This window comes from Superficieibacter sp. BNK-5 (assembly GCF_047456055.1).
Lineage (GTDB): Bacteria > Pseudomonadota > Gammaproteobacteria > Enterobacterales > Enterobacteriaceae > Superficieibacter.
Genome location: NZ_CP179893.1, coordinates 4,661,300 through 4,683,603, shown reverse-complemented (window position 1 = coordinate 4,683,603; position 22,304 = coordinate 4,661,300). Strand labels below are relative to the sequence as shown.

At 52.9% G+C, this 22,304-nt stretch carries 21 protein-coding genes, 1 tRNA gene and 1 pseudogene; 10 read left to right on the top strand and 13 right to left on the bottom strand.

Features of this window, described 5'->3' with window-relative positions; genetic code table 11:
- Window positions 1-141: 141 nt before the first annotated feature.
- Window positions 142-1,107, top strand: a complete 966-nt coding sequence (gene glk, locus ACMGGS_RS22390; RefSeq protein WP_414164434.1) for a glucokinase — start codon at window positions 142-144, stop codon at window positions 1,105-1,107.
- Window positions 1,108-1,149: 42 nt separating this feature from the next.
- Here glk and ACMGGS_RS22385 read toward each other — a convergent pair whose 3' ends face one another.
- On the bottom strand, window positions 1,150-1,881 hold the full coding sequence (locus ACMGGS_RS22385; protein WP_194206253.1) for a LytR/AlgR family response regulator transcription factor: 732 nt from the start codon (window positions 1,879-1,881) through the stop codon (window positions 1,150-1,152).
- A 12-nt stretch (window positions 1,882-1,893) separates the two neighbouring features.
- Window positions 1,894-3,591 (bottom strand): LytS/YhcK type 5TM receptor domain-containing protein, encoded by a 1,698-nt coding sequence (locus ACMGGS_RS22380; protein WP_414164433.1) that lies wholly within the window; start codon window positions 3,589-3,591, stop codon window positions 1,894-1,896.
- A gap of 387 nt (window positions 3,592-3,978) precedes the next feature.
- Here ACMGGS_RS22380 and alaC point away from each other — a divergent pair, with 387 nt between their 5' ends.
- Entirely contained in the window at window positions 3,979-5,223 is a 1,245-nt protein-coding gene (alaC, locus tag ACMGGS_RS22375) for an alanine transaminase (RefSeq protein ID WP_414164432.1), read from the top strand.
- A gap of 41 nt (window positions 5,224-5,264) precedes the next feature.
- On the opposite strand, the gene ypdK is transcribed toward alaC, so the two are convergent.
- The 6 genes from ypdK to ACMGGS_RS22345 all read right to left on the bottom strand — a co-directional run bounded on the left by ypdK (window position 5,265) and on the right by ACMGGS_RS22345 (window position 9,282).
- The gene (gene ypdK / locus ACMGGS_RS22370) at window positions 5,265-5,336 is read right to left on the bottom strand and encodes a membrane protein YpdK (RefSeq protein WP_099458783.1); all 72 of its coding nucleotides are present in this window, start codon (window positions 5,334-5,336) and stop codon (window positions 5,265-5,267) included.
- Between the two features lie 384 nt (window positions 5,337-5,720).
- Window positions 5,721-6,884, bottom strand: a complete 1,164-nt coding sequence (gene iadA / locus ACMGGS_RS22365) for a beta-aspartyl-peptidase (RefSeq protein ID WP_414164431.1) — start codon at window positions 6,882-6,884, stop codon at window positions 5,721-5,723.
- A gap of 12 nt (window positions 6,885-6,896) precedes the next feature.
- Window positions 6,897-7,358: a YjiG family protein gene (locus ACMGGS_RS22360; RefSeq protein ID WP_414164430.1), complete on the bottom strand. Its 462-nt coding sequence runs from the start codon at window positions 7,356-7,358 to the stop codon at window positions 6,897-6,899.
- Between the two features lies 1 nt (window position 7,359).
- A complete protein-coding gene (locus tag ACMGGS_RS22355; RefSeq protein WP_414164429.1) occupies window positions 7,360-8,016 on the bottom strand; it encodes a nucleoside recognition domain-containing protein in 657 nt (218 codons plus the stop codon).
- A 186-nt stretch (window positions 8,017-8,202) separates the two neighbouring features.
- Window positions 8,203-8,277: transfer RNA gene (locus tag ACMGGS_RS22350), tRNA-Arg, on the bottom strand.
- Between the two features lie 75 nt (window positions 8,278-8,352).
- Window positions 8,353-9,282, bottom strand: a complete 930-nt coding sequence (locus tag ACMGGS_RS22345) for a formate/nitrite transporter family protein (protein ID WP_414164428.1) — start codon at window positions 9,280-9,282, stop codon at window positions 8,353-8,355.
- Window positions 9,283-9,593: 311 nt separating this feature from the next.
- On the opposite strand from ACMGGS_RS22345, the gene mlaA reads away from it, so the two are divergent.
- Window positions 9,594-10,346: a phospholipid-binding lipoprotein MlaA gene (gene mlaA / locus ACMGGS_RS22340; protein WP_414164427.1), complete on the top strand. Its 753-nt coding sequence runs from the start codon at window positions 9,594-9,596 to the stop codon at window positions 10,344-10,346.
- Window positions 10,347-10,455: 109 nt separating this feature from the next.
- On the opposite strand, the pseudogene ACMGGS_RS22335 reads toward mlaA, so the two are convergent.
- Window positions 10,456-10,857, bottom strand: a pseudogene (locus tag ACMGGS_RS22335) (transposase); the annotation flags it as partial.
- 244 nt (window positions 10,858-11,101) lie between these two features.
- Here ACMGGS_RS22335 and ACMGGS_RS22330 point away from each other — a divergent pair.
- Both ACMGGS_RS22330 and ACMGGS_RS22325 read left to right on the top strand, forming a co-directional pair.
- Window positions 11,102-15,262 carry an RHS element core protein gene (locus ACMGGS_RS22330; RefSeq protein ID WP_414164426.1) on the top strand — a complete coding sequence of 1,387 codons (4,161 nt, stop codon included), beginning with the start codon at window positions 11,102-11,104 and terminating at the stop codon, window positions 15,260-15,262.
- A 55-nt stretch (window positions 15,263-15,317) separates the two neighbouring features.
- Window positions 15,318-16,085 (top strand): ankyrin repeat domain-containing protein, encoded by a 768-nt coding sequence (locus tag ACMGGS_RS22325; protein ID WP_414164425.1) that lies wholly within the window; start codon window positions 15,318-15,320, stop codon window positions 16,083-16,085.
- Window positions 16,086-16,192: 107 nt separating this feature from the next.
- Here ACMGGS_RS22325 and ACMGGS_RS22320 read toward each other — a convergent pair whose 3' ends face one another.
- Window positions 16,193-16,459, bottom strand: coding sequence for a hypothetical protein (locus ACMGGS_RS22320; protein WP_414164424.1), 267 nt, complete (start codon window positions 16,457-16,459; stop codon window positions 16,193-16,195).
- Between the two features lie 460 nt (window positions 16,460-16,919).
- Between ACMGGS_RS22320 and ACMGGS_RS22315 the strand changes: the two genes are divergently transcribed.
- From ACMGGS_RS22315 to ACMGGS_RS22305, 3 genes are all read left to right on the top strand, one after another.
- A complete protein-coding gene (locus tag ACMGGS_RS22315) occupies window positions 16,920-17,147 on the top strand; it encodes a hypothetical protein (protein WP_414164423.1) in 228 nt (75 codons plus the stop codon).
- A 144-nt stretch (window positions 17,148-17,291) separates the two neighbouring features.
- Window positions 17,292-17,534, top strand: a complete 243-nt coding sequence (locus ACMGGS_RS22310) for a hypothetical protein (protein ID WP_414164422.1) — start codon at window positions 17,292-17,294, stop codon at window positions 17,532-17,534.
- A gap of 33 nt (window positions 17,535-17,567) precedes the next feature.
- The gene (locus tag ACMGGS_RS22305; RefSeq protein WP_414164421.1) at window positions 17,568-17,897 is read left to right on the top strand and encodes an ISAs1 family transposase; all 330 of its coding nucleotides are present in this window, start codon (window positions 17,568-17,570) and stop codon (window positions 17,895-17,897) included.
- Between the two features lie 53 nt (window positions 17,898-17,950).
- On the opposite strand, the gene ACMGGS_RS22300 is transcribed toward ACMGGS_RS22305, so the two are convergent.
- Window positions 17,951-18,187, bottom strand: a complete 237-nt coding sequence (locus tag ACMGGS_RS22300) for a non-oxidative hydroxyarylic acid decarboxylases subunit D (RefSeq protein ID WP_414164420.1) — start codon at window positions 18,185-18,187, stop codon at window positions 17,951-17,953.
- 10 nt (window positions 18,188-18,197) lie between these two features.
- Window positions 18,198-19,625 (bottom strand): non-oxidative hydroxyarylic acid decarboxylases subunit C, encoded by a 1,428-nt coding sequence (locus ACMGGS_RS22295; protein ID WP_414164419.1) that lies wholly within the window; start codon window positions 19,623-19,625, stop codon window positions 18,198-18,200.
- Between the two features lie 208 nt (window positions 19,626-19,833).
- Between ACMGGS_RS22295 and ACMGGS_RS22290 the strand changes: the two genes are divergently transcribed.
- Window positions 19,834-20,238, top strand: a complete 405-nt coding sequence (locus tag ACMGGS_RS22290; RefSeq protein WP_414164418.1) for a MarR family winged helix-turn-helix transcriptional regulator — start codon at window positions 19,834-19,836, stop codon at window positions 20,236-20,238.
- A gap of 30 nt (window positions 20,239-20,268) precedes the next feature.
- Here ACMGGS_RS22290 and fadL read toward each other — a convergent pair whose 3' ends face one another.
- Window positions 20,269-21,630, bottom strand: coding sequence for a long-chain fatty acid transporter FadL (fadL, locus tag ACMGGS_RS22285; protein ID WP_194206267.1), 1,362 nt, complete (start codon window positions 21,628-21,630; stop codon window positions 20,269-20,271).
- A 362-nt stretch (window positions 21,631-21,992) separates the two neighbouring features.
- Between fadL and ACMGGS_RS22280 the strand changes: the two genes are divergently transcribed.
- Window positions 21,993-22,277 (top strand): YfcZ/YiiS family protein, encoded by a 285-nt coding sequence (locus ACMGGS_RS22280; RefSeq protein ID WP_414164417.1) that lies wholly within the window; start codon window positions 21,993-21,995, stop codon window positions 22,275-22,277.
- Window positions 22,278-22,304: the final 27 nt, after the last annotated feature.

Sequence of the window (22,304 nt, the reverse complement as noted above, 5' to 3'; positions counted from 1 at the left end):
AATGGTGCTGAAACGGTAAAGTTATTATGTGACATAGATCTATAATCCGGGGGCACTTATGATATGGACATTGTTGTTAGCTCGCCATGAACTTACAGTGTGCCAAAAGATTTATTCTGACTTTAGCGGAGCAGTAAAAGAATGACAAAGTATGCTTTAGTGGGGGACGTGGGGGGCACGAACGCGCGCCTGGCGTTATGCGATGTCACCAGCGGTGAAATTTCTCAGGCAAAAACCTATTCAGGGCTGGATTATCCCAGCCTGGAAGCGGTGGTGCGCGTTTATCTGCAGGAACATAACGTTGAGGTCACAGACGGTTGCATCGCTATTGCCTGCCCGATTACCGATGACTGGGTGGCGATGACCAACCATACCTGGGCGTTTTCGATTGCCGAAATGAAAAAAAATCTCGGCTTTGAGCATCTGGAAATCATCAATGATTTTACCGCGGTATCAATGGCCATTCCGATGCTGAAAGCTGAACATCTGATCCAGTTTGGCGGTGCGCAGGCCGTGGCAGGTAAACCGATTGCTGTATACGGTGCGGGAACCGGACTTGGCGTCGCGCATCTGGTGCACGTCGATAAGCGTTGGGTCAGCCTGCCGGGCGAGGGCGGTCACGTAGATTTCGCGCCAAACAGCGAAGAAGAAGCGATCATTCTCGAAGAACTGCGTGCCGAGCTGGGACACGTTTCCGCCGAGCGCGTGCTTTCCGGACCGGGGCTGGTGAATCTGTACCGGGCGATTGTGAAATCCGACGGACGGCTGCCGGAAAACCTGCAACCGAAAGATATTACCACCCGCGCGCTGGAAGATAGCTGCATCGACTGTCGTCGTGCGTTATCCCTGTTCTGCGTCATTATGGGCCGTTTTGGCGGTAATCTGGCGCTCACGCTCGGCACCTTCGGCGGGGTGTATATTGCCGGTGGTATCGTGCCGCGTTTCCTGGAATTTTTCAAAGCGTCAGGTTTCCGTGGCGGCTTTGAAGATAAAGGCCGTTTTAAAGCCTACGTCCAGGATATCCCGGTGTACCTGATTGTTCACGATAATCCTGGTCTGCTCGGCTCCGGCGCGCATTTGCGTCAGACCATGGGGCAGACGCTGTAACCTAAGCCAACAACGCGCCGGGTTTTCCCGCCCGGCCACAATCTACAGATGCATTAACTGACGAAACTCTTTCACTTTGCTGCGGCTGACCGGTACCTCAAATTCAAGATCGCGCAGGCGCAGAATGTAGGTGTTGTTAAACCACGGCTCAATCTCGCGAATTTTATTCAGATTCACGCAGTACGAGCGGTGGCAGCGGAAAAAATGCGACGCAGGCAGCTTGCTGCAAAACTCGGTGATGTTCATTGGCATCACCCAGGATTCGCGTTTGGTATAGACGAAGGTCATTTTTTCATGGGCTTCAGCATAATAAATATCGTTGATGCTGGTGACGTAAATACGCTCGTCTTTAATCAAATTGATAGTGTCATTTTCACGGATGACGGCGGGGCTGACGCCGGTACCCGTTTGCTGCTGCCACGCGCTTTCCAGCTTTTGCAGCATGGTAATAATCCGCGATTCCTGGTAAGGCTTGAGGATGTAGTCAAACGCTTCCAGTTCAAAGGCTTCTACCGCATGTTCCTTCCAGGCGGTAATAAACACGATAAACGGCTTATGCGCGAACTGGCTGATATTTTGCGCCAGCAGCACGCCGTCCAGCGAAGGAATGTTGATATCAAGAAATAGCGCATCGACTTTGTTGTGCTGTAGAAATTTCAGCACGTCGAGACCATCATCAAACGTGCCGACAATCTCCATCTGGCTGTGCGCTTTAATAAGCCAGCTTAGCTCCTGCTGTGCCAGAACTTCGTCTTCGACAATAATGACTTTCATTGTTTTCTCCGGTCAGGTCAGCAGCGTTGCCGGCGCGGCAAGCGGCGTGCGCTGGTTCGGTACATAAAACGCAATTTCGGTACCCGGCTCCAGTCGGCGGATGTGCAGCCCTTCGCCGTACAGCAATCTGACCCGGTGATGAACGTTAAGCAGGCCGATTTTATTGCCCGGCATCTCATTGGCTTCTACCCGTTCGATGACCTGAGGATCGATACCGTTACCGGTGTCGCGGACACTAATCCGCACCCGATTGCCGCACTCGGCAATACTGATGGTCACCACGCCTTTGCCTTTGCAGGGTTGAATGCCGTGAATAATGGCATTTTCTACCAGCGGCTGAATCAACAGGCTGGGAATGACGCAGCTTACCTCATCGTCAATGTCATAAATGACCGTCAGTTTGTCGCCGAATCGCGCCTGCTCAATCGCAATGTAGTCTTTGATCTGATACAGCTCTTTTTTAATGTCGATCTGCTCGTCGTCGTTTAACTCAATGTTATAGCGCAGATAGCGGGAAAGATTGTAAATCAGCTGGCGCGCGGTATCCGGATTGAGGCGAATGGAGGAGGAAATCGCATTCAGGGCGTTAAACAGGAAATGCGGATTAATTTTGCTCTGCAATGCGCGTAGCTCGGCTTTATTTGCCATCTCCCGCAGCTGCTCGGCGCGGGAAACCTCCAGCTGCGTGGAGATTATCTGCGACAGACCAATCGCCATTTCCTGTAACGATGAGGTGATCTGGTGGGCGTGGCAATAGTAGATTTTGAGCGTGCCGGTCACGATGCCTTTTTCCCATAGCGGGATCACCAGCATGGAGTGAATCTCCGGCGTGCGGTGGGCTTCATCATTGTTTTTGATGATGATTTTACCGGAATTGATCGCCTGCCGGGTCGTGGGGCTTATGGAATCATCGTTGTCATGGTAGTTATCTTCGCCGACGCCGACATAGGCCAGTACACGATCGTTATTGGTGATCGCGACTGCATCCGCATTGATATCGCGGCGGATAATATTGCAGACCTGGCGCAGGGATTCGACATTGACGTTGCGAAACAGCGGCAGTGTTTTATTGGCAATATCCAGCGCCAGCTTAGCCTGGCGGGCAGCGCTGGCCTCTTTTTCCCCCTCCACGCTGCGCACCAGCAGGACGATAAAGCCAATACAGACGCTGCCGAGGATCATTGGCACGCCAATTTTAGACACAATATCAACACCCAGAGCCAGGGTGGGCGCCCAGATGACGACAAGGATCATCGTCAGGGTTTCACAGAGCATTCCGCCGAGAATGCCGATGCGCCAGTGCTGTGCTTTGGGAACCTTTTGGTGAATGATGCCAGAGAGGATCCCGGCAATAATGCTGGTAATAAAACAGGGAACCGCCGTCACGCCGCCAATATCGATCAGGTAGCGATGGATCCCGGCAATAATGCCGGTCAGGATCCCCACCCACGGCCCGAACAAAATGCCGCCGGACATCACCGCGATCACCCGCACGTTGACCAGCGAACCTTCCACCGGCACGCCTGACCAGGTGCTGAACAGGGCGAATAGCGAAAAGAGCGCGGTCACCGCCAGCAGTTCCTGGGGAGTATGCGCTGATTTGTGCAAGAGTTCGCGAAACAGGCGGATGCGGATCAGGAAAAACAGGCAGATAAGCATCAATGCCGCGCGATCGAAAACCGCCAGCAGCATAGTAAATATTTCGTGCATGGGACGACCGTGTAAAGCGTGTGAAAACACTATGATAAAAAACCTGGCGACAGATGACCAGCAGCACGTTTTACTGTTGAATGGGGAAATACCACAAAATTAAAAGGGGATTGGATAATGTGTGCATACATGCTGGGAACCTGCGCGCAGGTGAACGCTTTGAGGTAAATTATTTTATATCATTGTGTTAAATAAATATTTCATTTATCGCTAAAAACATCCTGATTTAAACGGTTGTCGTTTTTAAACTTCCTGTTTTAACGGATGGCCATTATTTTTGTCTTTCCCTCTCGACAGCGGGAATTTTTTCAGGTTATTTTCTAAACGTGCCACATCAGTGGCCGCGTCGCTCGGACGGTCCGGGCGCTAACGTAATCTGAGGTATTTATGGCTGAGTTCACTCCTGAACGCCGTTTCACGCGTATCGATCGTCTTCCCCCTTATGTTTTTAATATTACGGCTGAGCTGAAAATGGCTGCGCGTCGGCGCGGCGAAGATATTATCGATTTCAGCATGGGCAACCCCGACGGGGCGACGCCGCCGCATATTGTTGAAAAGCTGTGTACCGTGGCGCAGCGTCCGGATACGCACGGCTACTCTACCTCACGCGGCATTCCGCGCCTGCGTCGTGCTATCTCGCGCTGGTATCAGGATCGTTATGCGGTCGATATCGATCCGGAAAGCGAAGCCATTGTCACCATCGGTTCGAAAGAGGGGCTGGCGCATTTGATGCTGGCGACGCTCGATCATGGCGATACGGTGCTGGTGCCAAATCCCAGCTATCCGATCCATATTTATGGCGCGGTCATTGCGGGTGCGCAAGTGCGCTCCGTCCCGCTGGTGGAAGGCGTCGATTTCTTTAACGAGCTTGAGCGTGCTATCCGGGAGAGCTATCCCAAGCCGAAGATGATGATCCTCGGCTTCCCGTCGAATCCTACCGCGCAATGCGTGGAGCTGGAATTTTTCGAAAAAGTCGTCGCGCTGGCAAAGCGTTACGATGTGCTGGTGGTACACGATCTGGCCTATGCGGATATTGTCTACGACGGCTGGAAAGCCCCGTCCATTATGCAGGTTCCCGGCGCGCGTGATGTGGCGGTTGAATTTTTCACCCTGTCGAAAAGTTACAATATGGCGGGCTGGCGTATCGGTTTTATGGTGGGGAATAAAACGCTGGTCAATGCGCTGGCGAGAATTAAGAGCTACCACGACTACGGTACGTTCACGCCGCTTCAGGTGGCGGCCATTGCCGCCCTGGAAGGCGATCAGCAGTGCGTGAAGGATATTGCCGAGCAGTATAAACGCCGCCGCGATGTACTGGTTAAAGGGCTGCATGAAGCCGGATGGATGGTTGAGATGCCCAAAGCGTCTATGTACGTGTGGGCCAAAATTCCGGATCAGTATGCGGCAATGGGGTCACTGGAGTTTGCTAAAAAACTGCTTCAGGATGCGAAGGTCTGCGTTTCGCCGGGCATCGGCTTTGGTGATTATGGCGACACTCACGTCCGCTTTGCGCTGATCGAGAACCGCGATCGCATCCGTCAGGCTATTCGTGGCATTAAAGCCATGTTCCGGGCGGATGGCCTGCTTCCTGCCGTGCCGAAGGTCGTGGCGGAAAGTACAGGGCAGGAATGAAAAAAGCGCCGTCAGGCGCTTTTTTTACACTCATTTTTTGCTCAGATCATTAAGGCAAATGTTCCGGCCCAGACAATTACCATCACCGAAATGCCCATAAAAAAATATTTCACGTTTCATCGCTCCGCGTATCCATTGATACGCCAAAAGAACAAGGCTCACTGAGTATAGAGAGCTGACGCTGCACCCGTCCCGAATTGAGATTTATCTCTTTTCTGACACCAGCACCACCCCAGAATTTTGCGTCTGGTAACGCAACACGGGGGGTAATGTACGCCTAAAAAAGTGTGGTGACAAGCGTCGTTTTTCTATTTAAATTTAGTTACTTATGAGTGTCTCATATCGGCGACACTTTGATTTCCTCAGGTAATAAATCAACATCCAGCGAACCTGATTATTTCACTCAGGTGAATATAAATAAGACGTAATTGTAATTCATTCAGACGATGCTGGCAGGGGAGAGGGCGAAGGTTGGATAACCTTCGCCGCGATGATTTTTATTCAAACGTGCCCTTAACGCAGACACTGCCATCACGCATCATGGCCTTTCCTTTTGCCCAGACGTCCTGCACGCGCAGATCGTCATTCAACACCACCAGATCCGCATCGCAGCCTACTGCGATTTGGCCTTTATGCACCAGCCCCAGGAACTCAGCAACATTGCGTGTCAACGGATGCAGCGCCACGTTTAGCGGGATGTTATGTTGCTGCACCAACTGGCGGACCGTTTCCGGCATTGATTCAAAACCCGCTACGCCGAAGCCAATTAAGTTACCTTCTTCATCGAACTCCGGCTGGCTACCGTTACCGTCAGAGCTTAACGTCAGGCGTGACAGATGGACTCGGTCCGTTAGCGCGGTGGCAATCGCCGTTGCCGGATCGACGGGCGCATCAATACTGCTGGTAATATCAATATAGCCGCCTTCACGGGCAAAATGCTGCGCCGCTAAAAAGAGCGTTTCTGAGCGGTTGACGTGCGTCGGCAGGAGCTTAGTGATGGGAACATCGGAGTTCTGTAACACCTCATAGATCGGTTCAAGCAATCGTGGACTGTCTCCCATATGAAAGACGCTAATGCCCGCTTTGCTACCCAGAAGCCCCCCGGTTCTTGACTGCGCAGCCATCGTCGCCAGCTCGCTGCTTTGCGGGGCGGACGAACGATGATCGGAGACAGCGCATTTCACGCCGATCACTTTATCGATCAGCGCCACATCACGGTCGATGCTGCCGGTAAGGGTGGTGGAGGGAAGCGAATAGGAGCCGGTAAGCATCCACGCGCTAATCCCTTCATATTCCAGCGCACGCGTTTTGGCGAGTAATGATTCCGGATGACGCGTAATACCATCCGTCCCCAAAAGCCCAACTACCGAGGTGATACCTGCTTTAATCAGATGCGATAAGCGCACCTCAGGCGTGCGGGTATGGGGACCTGCTTCGCCGCCGCCGCCGATCAAATGAACATGCTGATCGATAAACCCCGGGCACAGGATCGCGCCGTTCAGCTCGATCACTTCGCAATCGGGTAATGCCTGTGGGTCGATATTCATCTCAATAGCGACAATTTTGCCGCCGGCAACCAGCACGTCCCGCAGGCCAAGATGATCGGGTGAGTAAACCTCTGCCTGACGGAAGAGTTTTAGCCCCAGCACTGACAAATCCATATAAGACTCCTTTTAAACCAGTGCCTGCATCACCCACAAGGAGAGCAGAGCGTTGATGACACAAATGGTAATAATGTGCGGGTAATACTTCGGCTTCACGCCGGCGGTACCCAGGCAGCGACCCACGTTTTGTACCGGGTTCCCCATCAAATAAATGGCGGGCAGAAGCACAGTGGCATCATGGCCGGTCAGTACACCGGCTATCACCAGACTGGCGCATACACCCACCCCGCCACCCATACTCATGACCGCAGCCAGCAGCACCGTTGCGGCTTCTCCCGGCAGGCCCCACAGCGCCATCACCGGCTGGCAAATTTTACCGACGATCTCGAGCAGCCCGGTGACGGTCAGCGCCTGAATGATAACGAATGCCATCACCACGTTGGGCAGCAGGCTGGTCGTGGCGATGGTAAACCCACGCCGCGCCCCGTCAGTAAAGAGATCCATGATATTTTTACGTGTTTGTACGGTCACGTTACGCTCTCCCTGCCTGACGGCTTTCTATCTGTGCAATCCACAGCCTGAGCAGGTTTGCGCCGATAAATTTAAACACGAGGATCACGGCCAGCGGCGTAATAACCGGAACGGTGATGGTGGTAAACAGCGCAGCGGCGGACGAAAAATAGTTGGTAATAATGGCACTGCCGCTGGTCTGATACATGGCAAATATGGCTCTTTCTTCCTCGTTGATGACGCCTTCTTCCGCCAGCTCTTTGGTCATCCCTGCTGCCGCATCGGTATTTTGCAGGTTGGCAATCAGTGCCAGAGAGCAGATACCAGGGATGCCGAGTAGCGGACGCAGGATCGGGGTCATTAGTTGCTGGGCGGCGCGCAATCCACCCAGCCCTTCAGTAACAGAGATAATTCCCAGCGAGAGAATGACTGAGGGGGCCAGTTCCAGTGCGAAGAGAAAACCATCTTTTGCGCCGGTGCCGCCAATGCCCCGAAAGGAGATGGCTTTTTCACCCGCCGCGTTAATCTGCCCGAATGAACCGTTCAATACGGTAAAATCAAAAACTCGCCACCATTCGGTACTTTTCGCGAACATACCCGAAAAGAAGATAATGGTGACAAAAAAAGCCAGATAACCCACCCAACTGACCTTTCCCTGCCCCGGAGAGGCATTTTTCATCTTGTCCTCCTGACAAAAAGTGAATAGTCAGATGAACATAAAACGAAATTTGCGCTAAAGACGAGAGGCGTGGGCGCATTATAGGAATAAATTTAGAGCAGTATGCGTAGACGATGACATGCGATGTCAGTGGTGATGAGGGTTTGCAGGTGATTGTTTCAAAAAAGTAAAAGTGGGATGGCATGATGGTGTCCCCTGCAGGAATCGAACCTGCAACTAGCCCTTAGGAGGGGCTCGTTATATCCATTTAACTAAGGGGACAAGGCGGCAAGAGTATAACGGTAATTCGTTACTGCGTTAAGCATCTTGCCGCCTGACTGCTCAAAGAGTCGCCATTCAGCCTTGTTTAGCCTCTTTTTCCCGCTCTTTGGCCTGTGCCTTTGCTTCCGCCTTACGCGCGTTACTCATGTCATTGCGGATCTGCGCGTGGCTGAGCAGGGCGAAAATAAAGGTGCCGCCGCAGATGTTACCGGCCAGCGTCGGCAGGGCGAAAGGCCAGAAAAACTCCTGCCAGGGCAGGGTACCGTTAAACACCAGATACAGCACCTCGACCGTGCCCACCACGATATGCGTGGTATCCGCCAGGGCGATAAGCCAGGTCATCAGGATAATGACCACAATTTTTGCCGAGCCTGCGGAAGGGAACATCCACACCATAGTGGCAATAATCCAGCCGGAGATAATGGCGTTGGCAAACATTTCAAACGGTGTGTTTTTCATGATGTCCATACCGATTTTTACAAAGGCATCGCGGGTTGGCTCATCAAATACCGGCATATATTCAAATGCCCACGCAGCGATGCCAGTGCCGATCAGGTTACCCAGCAGTACCACGCCCCACAGCCTTAGCAGCAGGCCTATATTACGCAAGGTAGGGCTTTGCATAATCGGCAGCACCGCCGTGACGGTGTTTTCCGTAAAGAGCTGCTGGCGCGCCATGATGACAATCACAAAGCCGAAGGTGTAGCCCAGGTTTTCCAGCAGAAAACCGCCCGGCACGCCTTCAAGCTGGACGTGAAAAATGCCTTTGGCAAGGAGCGATGCCCCCATCGACAGGCCGGCGGCAATGGCTGACCACAGCAGGGCCATCGCATCGCGCTCCAGTTCCTTTTCCCCATCCTGGCGAATATGTTCGTGGATTGCCATCGCACGGGAGGGCAGCCGATCCTCATCAACTTCAATGTCTTTACCCTGCGATTTTTCGTCGCTCTCAACCGCGTGCTCGTCTTCTTCTTTACCAATTTTTTCTTCTTCTAACTTGTCCATGCGTTTCACCTGCTTCGAAAATATCTTCTAAGCGTAGCGGCTTTGCGGGGAAACGAGGATGCGTAACATGACGATTTTTTTTGGTCTGAAAGCATAAATAGTGTTAAGAATGTTTCTGCGTATGTTTACACTCTTTGATGAAACCAGACCGCCAAATACAGGCTATGCTGAATGCAGGTCGCAGCCATATTGCCCGTGTGCGTAGACATCGTGAAACGTGCTGATACAATCACTTGCACGCGATGAGACGGATTTTCACCCGTTCCGTCAGATGGCAAACAGCGATAGCCATATTTTACAGGGAGACATCTATGAATTTTCGGCTGTCGGCGCTTGCAGTGGGCGCTACTTTACTGGTGGGCTGCGCAAGCTCCGGGGACCAACAGGGGCGTTCGGATCCTTTCGAAGGGTTTAACCGCACCATGTACGATTTCAACTTTAACGTGGTGGACCCGTATGTTCTGCGTCCTGTCGCGGTGGCGTGGCGCGATTATGTGCCGCAACCTGCGCGTACCGGCCTGGGAAATTTCACCGGCAACCTTGAAGAGCCGGCGACGATGGTTAACTACTTCCTGCAAGGCGATCCGTATCAGGGGATGGTGCATTTCACGCGCTTCTTCCTGAACACGTTATTAGGAATGGGCGGCTTTATCGACGTTGCCGGTATGGCGAACCCGAAACTACAGCGTGTTGAACCGCACCGTTTTGGTAGTACGCTCGGTCATTATGACGTGGGTTATGGTCCTTATTTGCAGCTTCCCTTCTACGGCAGCTTTACCCTGCGTGAAGATGTCGGCGACATGGCGGATACCACCTATCCGGTACTCTCCTGGCTGACATGGCCGCTGTCAGTGGGTAAATGGGCGGTGGAAGGTGTCGAAACCCGCGCGCAACTGCTGGATTCAGACGGTCTGCTGCGTCAGTCTTCCGACCCGTATATCATGGTACGTGAAGCCTACTTCCAGCGTCATGACTTTATCGCTAACGGCGGCAAGCTGAAGCCGCAGGAAAACCCGAACGCTAAGGCGATTGAAGGCGATTTAAAAGATATCGACTCAGAATAAACGAAAGGCCGCAAACCTGACTGTTTGCGGCCTTCAGACTGCTGACGAACCCCATGTCTTTGCATGGGGTTCTTCTTTTGTCGCGACCGCAGATCGCGATATTTTTCCGTTACCACGCCACTATGGGGTTCTGCCTGCCTGACCGCGCCTTGAACCTTTCTGATACCGCTTTCAGTACCCTGAACAGCCAGTAAAAAAGCGCCAGCAGCGCCATCTTCTTCATGCTTCTTCATGTTCTGCGCCGCCGCCGCAAGCCAGCACTGCATCTGTACCTTCATCAGACCACGGAACCGCGCATACCGGTGACCATGGTGCTGTTTCGCATCCGCGAAGCTACGCTCCACCGTTTCCTTACGCCGCGCATACACCTTTTTCCCCATTTCGTCAGCCGCAGCGCATTCGCCTTCTCCTCCGATTCTTCCCATACGTGCCGCGTTATCGTCTTCTGCATTTTGCTGTTTTTTGTGCACTTGTCCCGTTCCGAGCAGACCGCGCATACCTTCCTCTCTGACCAAAGAAATGGGCCTGCCGGATATATAAGACAGGCGACGATAAACATAACTGAACCGCTGTATACGGACCCGTACGTACGGTGGTGTGGGCGGAGGCTGATCGTGAGATCTGCTCCTATCCCTATTGATTTTGTGAATATAAATATTTTCCTAAAATCGTTTTGTCCTGTTCTGTATCTTACTTTCCTCTCTCACTGAAGAGTAGTCTCCTTTCGTGCAGTATTTTAACAGAGGGATTTGACGATGAGCGGAAAACCAGCGGCACGGATGGGCGACATGACCCGGTACGGTGGCCCGATAGTCCAGGGGTCGGCAGGCGTAATGATTGGGGCGCCAATGGGCGTGGCCTGTTCAGTATGTCCGGGCGGCGTCACCTACGGTCCCCCGGTAAACCCGCTGCTGGGTGCAAAGGTGCTGCCGGGCGAGACGGATATTACGCTGCCCGGACCGCTGCCGTTTGTGCTTACCCGCATCTACAGCAGCTACCGCACGAAAACACCTGCTCCGGTCGGGATGTTTGGCCCCGGCTGGAAAATACCTGCTGATATCCGCTTACAGATTTCTGCGCGTGAACTGATACTGAACGACAGCGGTGGAAGGAGTATTCATTTCGAACCGCTGTTTGCAGGCGAAGCGTCATTCAGCCGCAGCGAATCCTTCTGGCTGGCACGGGGCGGGGCGCTGAAGCTGCATGAAAGCCATCCGCTGCATGTGCTCTGGCAGTCGCTGCCGGAAGATATCCGGCTGAGCCCGCACGTTTATCTGGCGACGAACAGCGTGCAGGGGCCGTGGTGGATACTGGGACGGGCTGAATATGTTCCGGGGCCGGATGAGATACTCCCCGCACCGCTGCCGCCGTACCGGATACTGACGGGGCTGGCGGATAAATTCGGCCGCACGCTCACCTTCCACCGCGAGGCGGCCGGAGAATTCACCGGCCAGGTTACGTCTGTAACCGATGGTGCAGGCCGCCGTTTCCGGCTGGTGCTGACCACACAGGCGCAGCGGGCGGAGGCGGCAAAGGCCGGTTCCGGCATCATCACGACCGCCACCTCCCCTTTTCCGGTATCTCTGCCGCCTTATACGGAATACGGCCGGGATAATGGTATCCGTCTGTCGCAGGTGTGGCTGGTGGCTGACCCTGAGTACCCGGATGACCTGCCCGCCACGCCGCTGGCGCGCTATGACTACACGCCGCGCGGGGAACTGCTGGCGGTGTACGACCGTGGCGGAGTGGCGGTGCGTCACTTTGAGTATGACCCGCAGCATCCGGGGCGAATGACCGCGCACCGCCACGCGGGCAGGCCACAGATGCGCTACCGCTATGATGAGACGGGACGCGTCACAGAGCAGTTAAACCCGGAAGGGCTGAGTTACCGCTACCGCTATGAGAAGAACCGCATCACCATCACCGATAGCCTGAACCGTCGGGAGATACTGCACACGAAAGGTGAAGGTGGCCTGAAACGGGTGGTGATGAAGGTGTCAGCCGATGGCAGCGTGACGCACAGTGAATTTGACCCGGCGGGACGCCTGATGGCGCAGACGGATGCCGCCGGGAGAAGGACAACGTACTGGCTGAATGTGGCGAACGGCACCGTTTCGTCGGTGACCGGCCCGGACGGCAGAAAGACGCAGTTTTACTATCAGGGCGGACAGCTGACATCCGTCATTTATCCGGACGGGTTACGCAGCAGCCGGGAGTATGATGACAGGGGCAGGCTGACGGCGGAGACGTCGCGCACGGGCGGGACAACGCGGTATTTTTATGCTGACCTGCGGAGTGAGCGGCCTTCTGCCATGCAGGACGCCACCGGCAGCCGGAAGCAGATGACCTGGAGTTCTTACGGCCAGTTGTTCACGTTCACCGACTGTTCAGGATATGAGACGCGGTATGAGTATAACCGCTTCGGCCAGATGACGGCGGTTCACCGTGAGGAAGGGCTGAGCCTTTACCGCCGCTATAACAGCCGGGGACAGTTAACGGCCATCAGGGACAGCCAGGGCCGTGAAACCCGCTATGACTATAACGGGGCAGGCGACCTTATCGCGGTGACCGGTCCGGACGGCAGCCGCACGGAAACGCAGTATGATGGCCGGGGAAACGTGCTCAGTACCACGCAGGGCGGGCTGACGCGGCGGATGGCATATGACGCGGCGGGCCGGGTGACGTCGCTGACCAACGAGAACGGGAGCCACAGCGACTTTACCTGGGATGCACTGGACAGGCTGACAGAGCAGCGCGGCTTTGACGGCAGGGTACAGCGCTACGGCTATGACCTGACCGGGCAGCTCACACAGAGCGCTGACGAAGACCTTATCACGCAGTGGCACTATGATGCGTCGGACAGGCTGACGCACCGCACGGTGAACGGGGAGCCGGCAGAGCAGTGGCAGTATGACAGGCACGGCTGGCTGACGGAAGTGAGCCATATCAGCGAAGGGCTGCGGGTGGCGGTACAGTACGGTTATGACGACAGGGGTCGCCTCACCCGCGAGCGGCAGACGGTGAGTGACCCGCAGACGGGGGAAGTGCTGTGGGAGCATGAGACGCAGCAGGAATACAGCGCACAGGGGCTGGCAAACTGCCTGAAACCGGACGGTCTGCCGCTGGTGGAGTGGCTGACGTACGGGAGCGGTTACCTGGCGGGAATGAAGCTGGGGGACATGCCTCTGGTGGAGTACACGCGGGACAGGCAGCACCGGGAGGTGCAGCGGCGGTTCGGTTCAGACAGCCTCCCGGACAGCTATGAACTGACGACAGCGTATAACCCGGGCGGGCAGCTTCATGGCCAGCACCTGAACCACCCGCAGCTTGACCGGGAGTACGGTTACGATGCGGGTGGCAGGCTGGTGCGCATCAGCGGGCCGCAGCAGACCCGGGAGTACCGCTACAGCGAGGCCGGACGCCTGACCGGGGTGCATACGACCGCCACGAATCTGGACATCACCCTGCCGTATGCCACGGACCCGGCAGGAAACCGGCTGCCGGACCCGGAGTTTTATCCGCAGAGCAGCAGCACGGTATGGGCAGATAACCGCATCACGGAGGATGCGCAGTACCTGTACCGGTATGACCGTTACGGGAGGCTGACGGAGAAAACCGACCGTATCCCGGAGGGCGTTATCCGGATGAACGACGAGCGGACGCACCAGTATGAATACGACAGCCAGCACCGGCTGGTCCGTTATGTGCGCACGCAATACGGGGAGACGCAGGCGGAAAGCCGGTATGTGTACGACCCGCTGGGCCGGCGCATCAGTAAGCGGATGTGGCGGCGCGAACGCAGCCTGGCAGGTTACATGGCGCTGGTTCAGCGTCCGGAAGTGACGTGGTACGGCTGGGAGGGCGACAGGCTGACAACCATCCAGACACAGCAGAGCCGCGTCCAGACGGTGTACGCGCCGGGGAGCTTCACGCCGCTGGTGCGCATCGAGACCGACGCGGCAGAGCAGGCGAAGGCGAAATACCGCAGCCTGGCGGAGAAGCTGGAGCAGGAGGGGAGCGGGGACGGTCAGGCGATGCAGTTCCCGCCGGTGCTGGTGCAGATGCTGGACCGGCTGGAGGGAGAACTGAGGCGCAACGCGGTGAGTGAGGAAAGCCGGGCATGGCTTGCACAGTGCGGGCTGACGCCGGAGCGGATGGCGGCGCAGCTTGAGCCACGGCATGAGCCGGAGAGAAAACTCCATCTTTACCACTGCGACCACCGCGGTCTGCCGCTGGCGCTGATTAGCCCGGACAACACCGTGGCGTGGCGTGCGGAGTATGATGAATGGGGAAACCAGTTGCATGAGGAGAATCAGGCGCACCTGGAGCAACTGATACGGCTGCCGGGACAGCAGTATGACGAAGAGTCAGGGCTGTATTACAACCGGCACCGGTACTATAATCCGGGGCTGGGAAGGTATATCACGCAGGACCCGGCAGGGCTGGAAGGGGGGTGGAATCTGTATGCCTATCCGCTCAATCCGGTCACGGATACAGATCCTCTGGGGCTTTGGCAGGAGGACTCTATAGAACAGGCTGGCCCATCTTGGTTTATCGCTGACCCTATGGGTAAGTATAGACAGCAAGCTGCAATAGATTTAACGAAATGGTGGAATTTATCCGATTCCATGCAAAAACCAGTTCGTTCACCAGACGAAGAAAATCAAGCGGAGGCTGAATATAGTGCGTACAAACAACGATGTGAGCAAAAACCTGATAGTAACCTGAGTCGTTGTGCTGCTGCAATATTTGAAAAAAATAGACATGAAGATTGTCTTAAAATGAGATCTGATTGGGACAGAAAATGGTTTCCAGGAAGACATGATAAAGATATACAAAATGAGAAAAAAGCTTTGAGAAGTGCTATAAAGGATGTTATCAATCGCTGTAAACCAACAAATGGTGTTCCAAGATAACATTTGTAATGTACAAGTATTTCTATTTAAATCAATAAACTATAGGGTGTGATTAATGAGTAATTTCTATTCCAGTGATTTTCCAGATTTTTTCTGTAATCCAGGAAGCTATCATTTGAAATCGAAACTTCATGCAGATTATCCTATAAATAATGCAGCATTTTTTGGTGATATTGAAAAAGTTAGGGAATTGATAAAATTAGGTGTTGATATAGATGCACGTGGCGATCTTGGATATACAGCATTGCATCATGCTGTATATCAAGGATATGTAGATATTGTTAGACTTTTATTAGAATCCGGTTCAAACATTTATCTGGAAACTGAGCTAGGGAAATCTGTCTTTGATTTGGCGATAATGGTTGAACGGTATGATATTCATAAAATTCTTTCAGATTATTCTAGCCCCAAGCTTAAGGTAGCTCTTTCAGAGCTTTTGGTTAATTATTCAAAACGTTACTTTTATGGGGATACTATAGATTTGGAATCAATAACAGAATGTGGGGAATACCCTATCCACATTGCTGTAAAGAGAAAAAAGATTGATGAAGTAATGTGCCTAATAAATGCAGGGGCAAATTTGAATGTTAAAACAGACGATGGATTTGAATTTACGCCATTACATTATTCCATAGGGAGGAAATATTTTGAAATAATGAGATTACTTTTAAAAAATAATGCAGCATATGAATTGGAAAGTGGGATGGGATATTCCCCTCTGGATTTGGCTGTGATAATGGGAGATAGGAAAAGTATTTTTTACCTGTATGGGTTTATAACTAGCAAAAAAGATAATGATTATATGATCAATCCTTTTGGTTAGTGATAAATATCAATAAAATATGTATTGGTCGCATAGGGTTTTGGCAATTACTGCATTTTTCAGCAATTCTTGACGTTGATCAGTAACCAAGAAAATAGGGCTATTCTTTATGAGAGTTCTAAATAGCGCAACTGCGCCGCCTGTCCGCCATCAGCGACGGCTACGGCTACGGCAATACCGCAACGTTTGATTACCGGGATAAACACCTGGTTCAGGTCAGACACAGCGACAGCTATGTGTTGGATCTGGACTGGAAGGACGGGCGGCCCGCCACAATAACCCTCACCGTGCAGGAGAACACGCAGCGCCTCGTCACCTGCCGGTATGATGAGCATGGAAGGCTGGTGGAGTGCGATTCCTTCCAGTTTACACATTGCTGGCACCGCTACGACCCGGAAAGGAGAATGGTGTTCTGGCGGGGCGAAGAAGGCACGTAGGTGGCGTTATGCTATGACGCACAGGGCCGTGTTACGGAGACGAAAACGCCGGAAGGGTACTATAACGACCGCTTTATCTATAACGACGCGGAGCGGCAGAACACCTACGTGGATGAGGAAGGTGGCCTGACGCATTACTGGTACAACGAAGACGGCCTGACGGTCCGTGAGGTCGACCCGCTGGGCCGGGAGACGCTGACTGAATGGGAGAACCACTGCCGTAAAACCGTAACCGATGCGCGGTGTTGGTGGGGGGTTGTATGTACCTTGGTTGCTCCGGGTGTTGGAACCGTTGGTTGTGGTGTTGGAGGGGCAGTTACTGGTGCCAGTGCAGGTAGCGTTGGAGGGGCACTCGTTGGTGCTACTGTAGGTACAGGAATTGGAGCTGGAATAGGGTATGTCGCAGGGGGGAACTGTTGATATTTGGGAACATATAATGCAAATGGCTAAAGGAGGTGTTCAAAATAAAGATAATGAATACTCACGTGAAGCCAGAAATCATCCAGATCCTTGTCAATGGCTCAAAGATATGTATGATTCAGCAACATGTAATACTGAAAGGTTAAAAATTAAAACAGTCCCAAAAGCTCTTAAATGCCGACATAGTTCAATAAAAAAAATGTGAGGAGCGAATGATGACGTGGTATGTTGCAAGTGTAATAATGAGCATACGTAAAAAAATGGTAAGCAGAAGAATATTCCTGTTTATGAAAATTTCATATTAATTGAAGGAAATACTAGCGAGGAAGCCATAAAAAAGGTGAGAGCGATGGCAATCGAAGAGGCGGAGATCTCAAGTGATGGATTAGTGCTTAATGATAAGCCTGCCTATATGTTTTTTGAAGGAATAAAAAAGCTAATAACAATAAGCAACCCCACAGATATCAATATGGACTCGCTTCCACCAGTTAGTGGCACTGAACTAACTTATTCTGAATATTTGGTGAAAAATAAAAACCAAATGAAAAATTTAGTGCAAGGGAAAGCTGTTAAACTCAAATATATAGATTAGAATAATTATGATATGGTTCACAGGAAATGGCAAGTGAGTAAATTTGCTGAAAGAATGGAACCGGCGATTAGGTACTATATAAGTTCAGCAGAACTTACAGCAAAAGAGTTTACGGAATCAATAAGAGAGCACTGGTATATCGAGACAAAATTACACTGGAGACTTGATTGCGCAATGAGAGAAGATGAATGCAGAATAAGACGTGGTGATGCAGCGGAAATAATATCTGGAGTGCGTCACATAGCAATAAATATGTTAACACTGGATAAAAGTTTCAAGGCGGGGCTAAAAAGGAAGATGAAACGGGCAGCAATGGATGAAGAGTATCTTAGCTCGGTCCTTGCAGCGTGCGGATGTTCATGATTTTTCCCTGGTGGAGTGAGAGGACGGCGGGAGCGATCCCGCCTCCTACTCGATTAGCGTTTATCCGCCGCCAGCAAAGGCGGAATGCTCGGCACCATCGGCGATTCATCTATATCTTTCTGCGTCATGCGAAACGCTTCAGGATAATGCTCGCGGCTGGTGCGGCGCAGCGGTTCGGTATCGCGCCAGGTGTACAGGCAGTGCTGGCACTGGTATACCGTCCAGCCATCTTTTACCGGCGATGTCGCCATTACTTCAATATGTTCATCGGCGCAACGTGGACAAATCATCTTTTCCTCCTTACTTACGGTTAGCCAGCATAGCGGTCAGTTTTTCAGCCCAGGCTTTGGTTTCAGGCAGATCCTGCACCGGCTGGCTGTAATGACCACGGTTGTCCGGCGCAACCGGGGTGGTGGCGTCGATAATCAGTTTGTCGGTGATGCCCGCCGGGCTTGAACCGGGGTCGAGTTCCAGCACCGACATGTTCGGCAGTTGCACCAAATCTCCCGCCGGGTTGACCTTCGAGGAGAGCGCCCACATCACCTGCGGCAGGTTGAACGGGTCAACGTCTTCATCGACCATAATGACCATTTTGACGTAACCCAGGCCGTGCGGCGTGGTCATGGCGCGCAGGCCAACCGCGCGAGCAAAGCCGCCGTAGCGTTTTTTGGTGGAGATAATGGCCAGCAGGCCGTGGGTGTACATGGCATTGACCGCCTGCACTTCCGGGAACTCCGCTTTCAGTTGCTGATATAACGGCACGCAGGTCGCAGGCCCCATCAGGTAGTCGATTTCCGTCCACGGCATCCCCAGATACAGCGATTCAAAAATCGGTTTGCTGCGATAAGAGACTTTATCAATACGTACCACGGTCATGTTACGACCACCCGAGTAGTGACCGGTAAATTCGCCGAACGGCCCTTCGATTTCACGTTTGCGGCTTTCGATCACCCCTTCGAGGATCACCTCCGATCCCCACGGCACGTCAAAGCCGGTCAGCGGCGCGGTGGCAATCGGGTAGGGGCTTTCGCGTAACGCGCCCGCCATTTCATACTCTGACTGATCGTATTTCAGCGGCGTTGCGCCCATCAGCGTGATGATCGGGTCGTTACCGAGGGTGATGGCAATCGGCAAATCTTCGCCGCGCTCCTCCGCTTTATGGAGATGCAGCGCAATGTCATGCATCGGAATCGGTTGCAGGCCAAGCTTGCGCTTGCCTTTGACTTCCATACGGTAGATGCCGACGTTCTGCTTGCCAAAATTATCCGGATCGAGCGGATCGCGCGAAACGACGCAGGCTTTGTCGAGATAGAAACCGCCGTCGCCGTCGTTGAGGCGGAACAACGGCAGGATGTCGAACAGGTTGATAGCATCACCGTCAACGGTGTTTTCCGCCCAGGGCAGATTTGCGCGGCGTTCCGGCGCTACGGGGAAGTTGTCCCAGCGGCGAATAAACTCGTCGATTTGTTTTCTCACCGGCGTGTTCATCGCTAATCCCAGCGAAATCGCATGGTTCTGCCAGGAGCCGATAGTATTCATGGCCACACGGGCATCGATGAAACCACGAATATTGTCAAACCACAGTGCGGGTGCGCCGTCGCCGATACGGCCCGTCGCATTCGCGGCGGCGGCCAGATCCGGTTCGGCATTGACCTCTTCACTGATTTTCAGCAGTTGCCCCTGGTCATCCAGCGCCTGCAAAAAGCTGCGTAAGTCATCGAAAGCCATTATTTATTCTCCTGTGAAAGACTCAGCAGGGCCACCTGCAAAGCATCCTCATTTGTTCGTATGCGAACTTTATTTATGGAAATTACACCTCAATCCCCTGGCTGACAACATGTTGACCACCGACGCGCACGTTTAATCAATATGCGAAGGGTGATTATCGATGACCTAAAACGCTATGATAAAAGAAAGCACTTGCGAGGGAGCAACCATGAAATTACGGGATGAAGCTTTTCATCTTTTACGCCAGCTCTTTCAGCAACACACCGCCCGCTGGCAGCACGACTTGCCTGAACTGACCAAACCACAATATGCCGTGATGCGTGCCATTGAAGAGCATCAGGGTATTGAACAGGTGGCGCTGACGGAAGCGGCGGTGAGTACCAAAGCCACGCTGGCGGAAATGCTTAGCCGCATGGAAAGCCGTGGTCTGGTGCGCCGGGAGCATGATCCTTCAGACAAACGTCGTCGGTTTGTGTTCCTGACCGCAGAGGGAAAGCGTTTACTGGAGAAAAGCAGGCCCGTTGGTGACGGGGTCGATGAGGCGTTTCTGACGAAACTGAGTGCCGGGGAGCGCGAGCAATTTAGCGCCCTGATTAGCAAAATGATGAAATAAACCCGGCGACGGACGCCGCCGGGCAGAAAATTAGAACGCGTAGTTAAAGTTAACGCCGTACAGCCAGGCTTTACCTTCAGATTTGAACTGGTATGGACCTTCTTCAAATTTGACGTGCTGGCCGTGCATGTAAGAAACACCCGCATCCACCGAGGCATCTTTATTAAAGGCGTAGGTTGTACCGGCGCTCAGCCACATACGATCCTGGTCAGGAATCGAGATCGAGCGCTGATCTGCCGGAACCGGACTGTCATCAAAGGCGATACCGCTGCGGAAGGTCCAGTTATCATCCATATAATAGGTCGTGCCTAACGCAATACGGTAAGCGTCTTTAAAGCCTTCATCTTTGTAGAACAGGGTATTACCGCCGTTACCTTTGGCTTTCAGTTCCTGGAACTGGCTCCAGCTGGTATAGGCCAGGCTATAGTGAACGGCCCATTTCGGCGCGACGCGGTTATAACCGGAGACTTCCCACATTTCAGGTAAATGCAGGCTGAGTGAACCGTCGATAGTTGAACCGCCGGTGCCGTATGGCAGGCCGAGGCCCAGCGCGGCATTCACCGGATTCAGCGTCGCCGGGAGGCTGCTCTTATAGTCGCCATCAAAGTCGACTTTAATTTCCGAGCGGTAGGTCAGGGCATAGCGATTATTCTTATCAACTTCATACAGAATACCGGCGTTCCAGCCAAAGCCCCACTCGTCGCCTTTCAGATGCGCAATTTGTGTATCGCGGCTAATCCCACCCGCCTGTGCGCCAACCGCGGCTGCCTGCTGCGGCGTAAGCTGGCCGGACCGCACCAGCGCAGGAATATTTGCGCCGATAATTTGCGGCAGGTCGCCAGCGTAGCGCTCCACTTTCGCGCGTGCATAGACAGCATCAAAACCGAGGCCGAAGCTCCAGCTATTATTTAAGCGGTAAGCGCCGCTTAAATTCAGATTCAGTGTTTCAAGATCGGTTTTCCCGCCCATCGAACCTGCGGCGAAACTGTCATTAAATTCGGTTGCCAGACCATAATTGGAGGTGACGGAAGCGCCCCAGCCAAATTGATCGTTAATCGGGGCGACAAAGTGCAGGTTCGGTACCCATGCGGTCGGCGCAATATTATCCTGGCTGGCGTCATTACCAACAGCAGAGCGGCCCGATACGTTCACATCCGGGTCCACAAAAACCGCGCCGCCTGAAAAGGTAGGGCGATCAAACATGGTAATAAGAGCAGGGTTACGGCTGACGTTTCCGGCGTCATCCGCAATAGCGCCTTCGCCTGAATACGCGCGGCCAAGACCAGAGGAAGAAAATTCATTTAGCTGGAAGCCTGCTGACCAGGCTTGAGTTGAAACGATTGCCACTGCCACTGCGAGAGCAGACTTGGTGAACCGGGTTTTCTGGCTCATGACCATAACCTCATTGAGTTATTTTTTATTTAAAAAAGTTACATGGTGTAACGAAGTGCGAAGTGTAGGGTCTGTTGTACGGCAGAGAAAGCAGACCAGTGACGAGAGTATAGGTCTGACCAGATGGTATGTTGCAAGTATGTTTCTAAATTTTTTCGGATATGATCTAAGAAACGCGATCCCGCTGGCAAATTTGCCCCCTTTGCTCGCTGCTAATGAGGGCGAATTTTGTTTTAGATCATTTTTAAATGTGATTTTTATCACTAATCCGCTTACAGGAAATTAACGACTGGAGACCCTCGGTTGTAGAGCGTAAAATAGACGCAATAGTGTTCAGGTGTGATAGAAAGAGGAAATCTACAATGAGTAAATGTAGTGCTGATGAAACTCCGGTTTGCTGCTGTATGGATGTTGGTACCATTATGGACAATACCGACTGCACCGCGTCTTACAGCCGTGTATTCGCTAACCGCGCTGACGCACAAGAGACGCTGGCAGCGCTGACTGAAAGAGCACGCGGCGTTGAGTCTGAGCCATGCCAGATTACCTCAAACTTTACCGATGTGGCTGAAGGCGTAAAACTGGATATCGACTTCCAGTTTGCCTGCGAAGCCGAAACGCTCATTTTCCAGCTCGGCCTGCGTTAAACCTCCTTCCAGCGCCTCCCCCTGCGG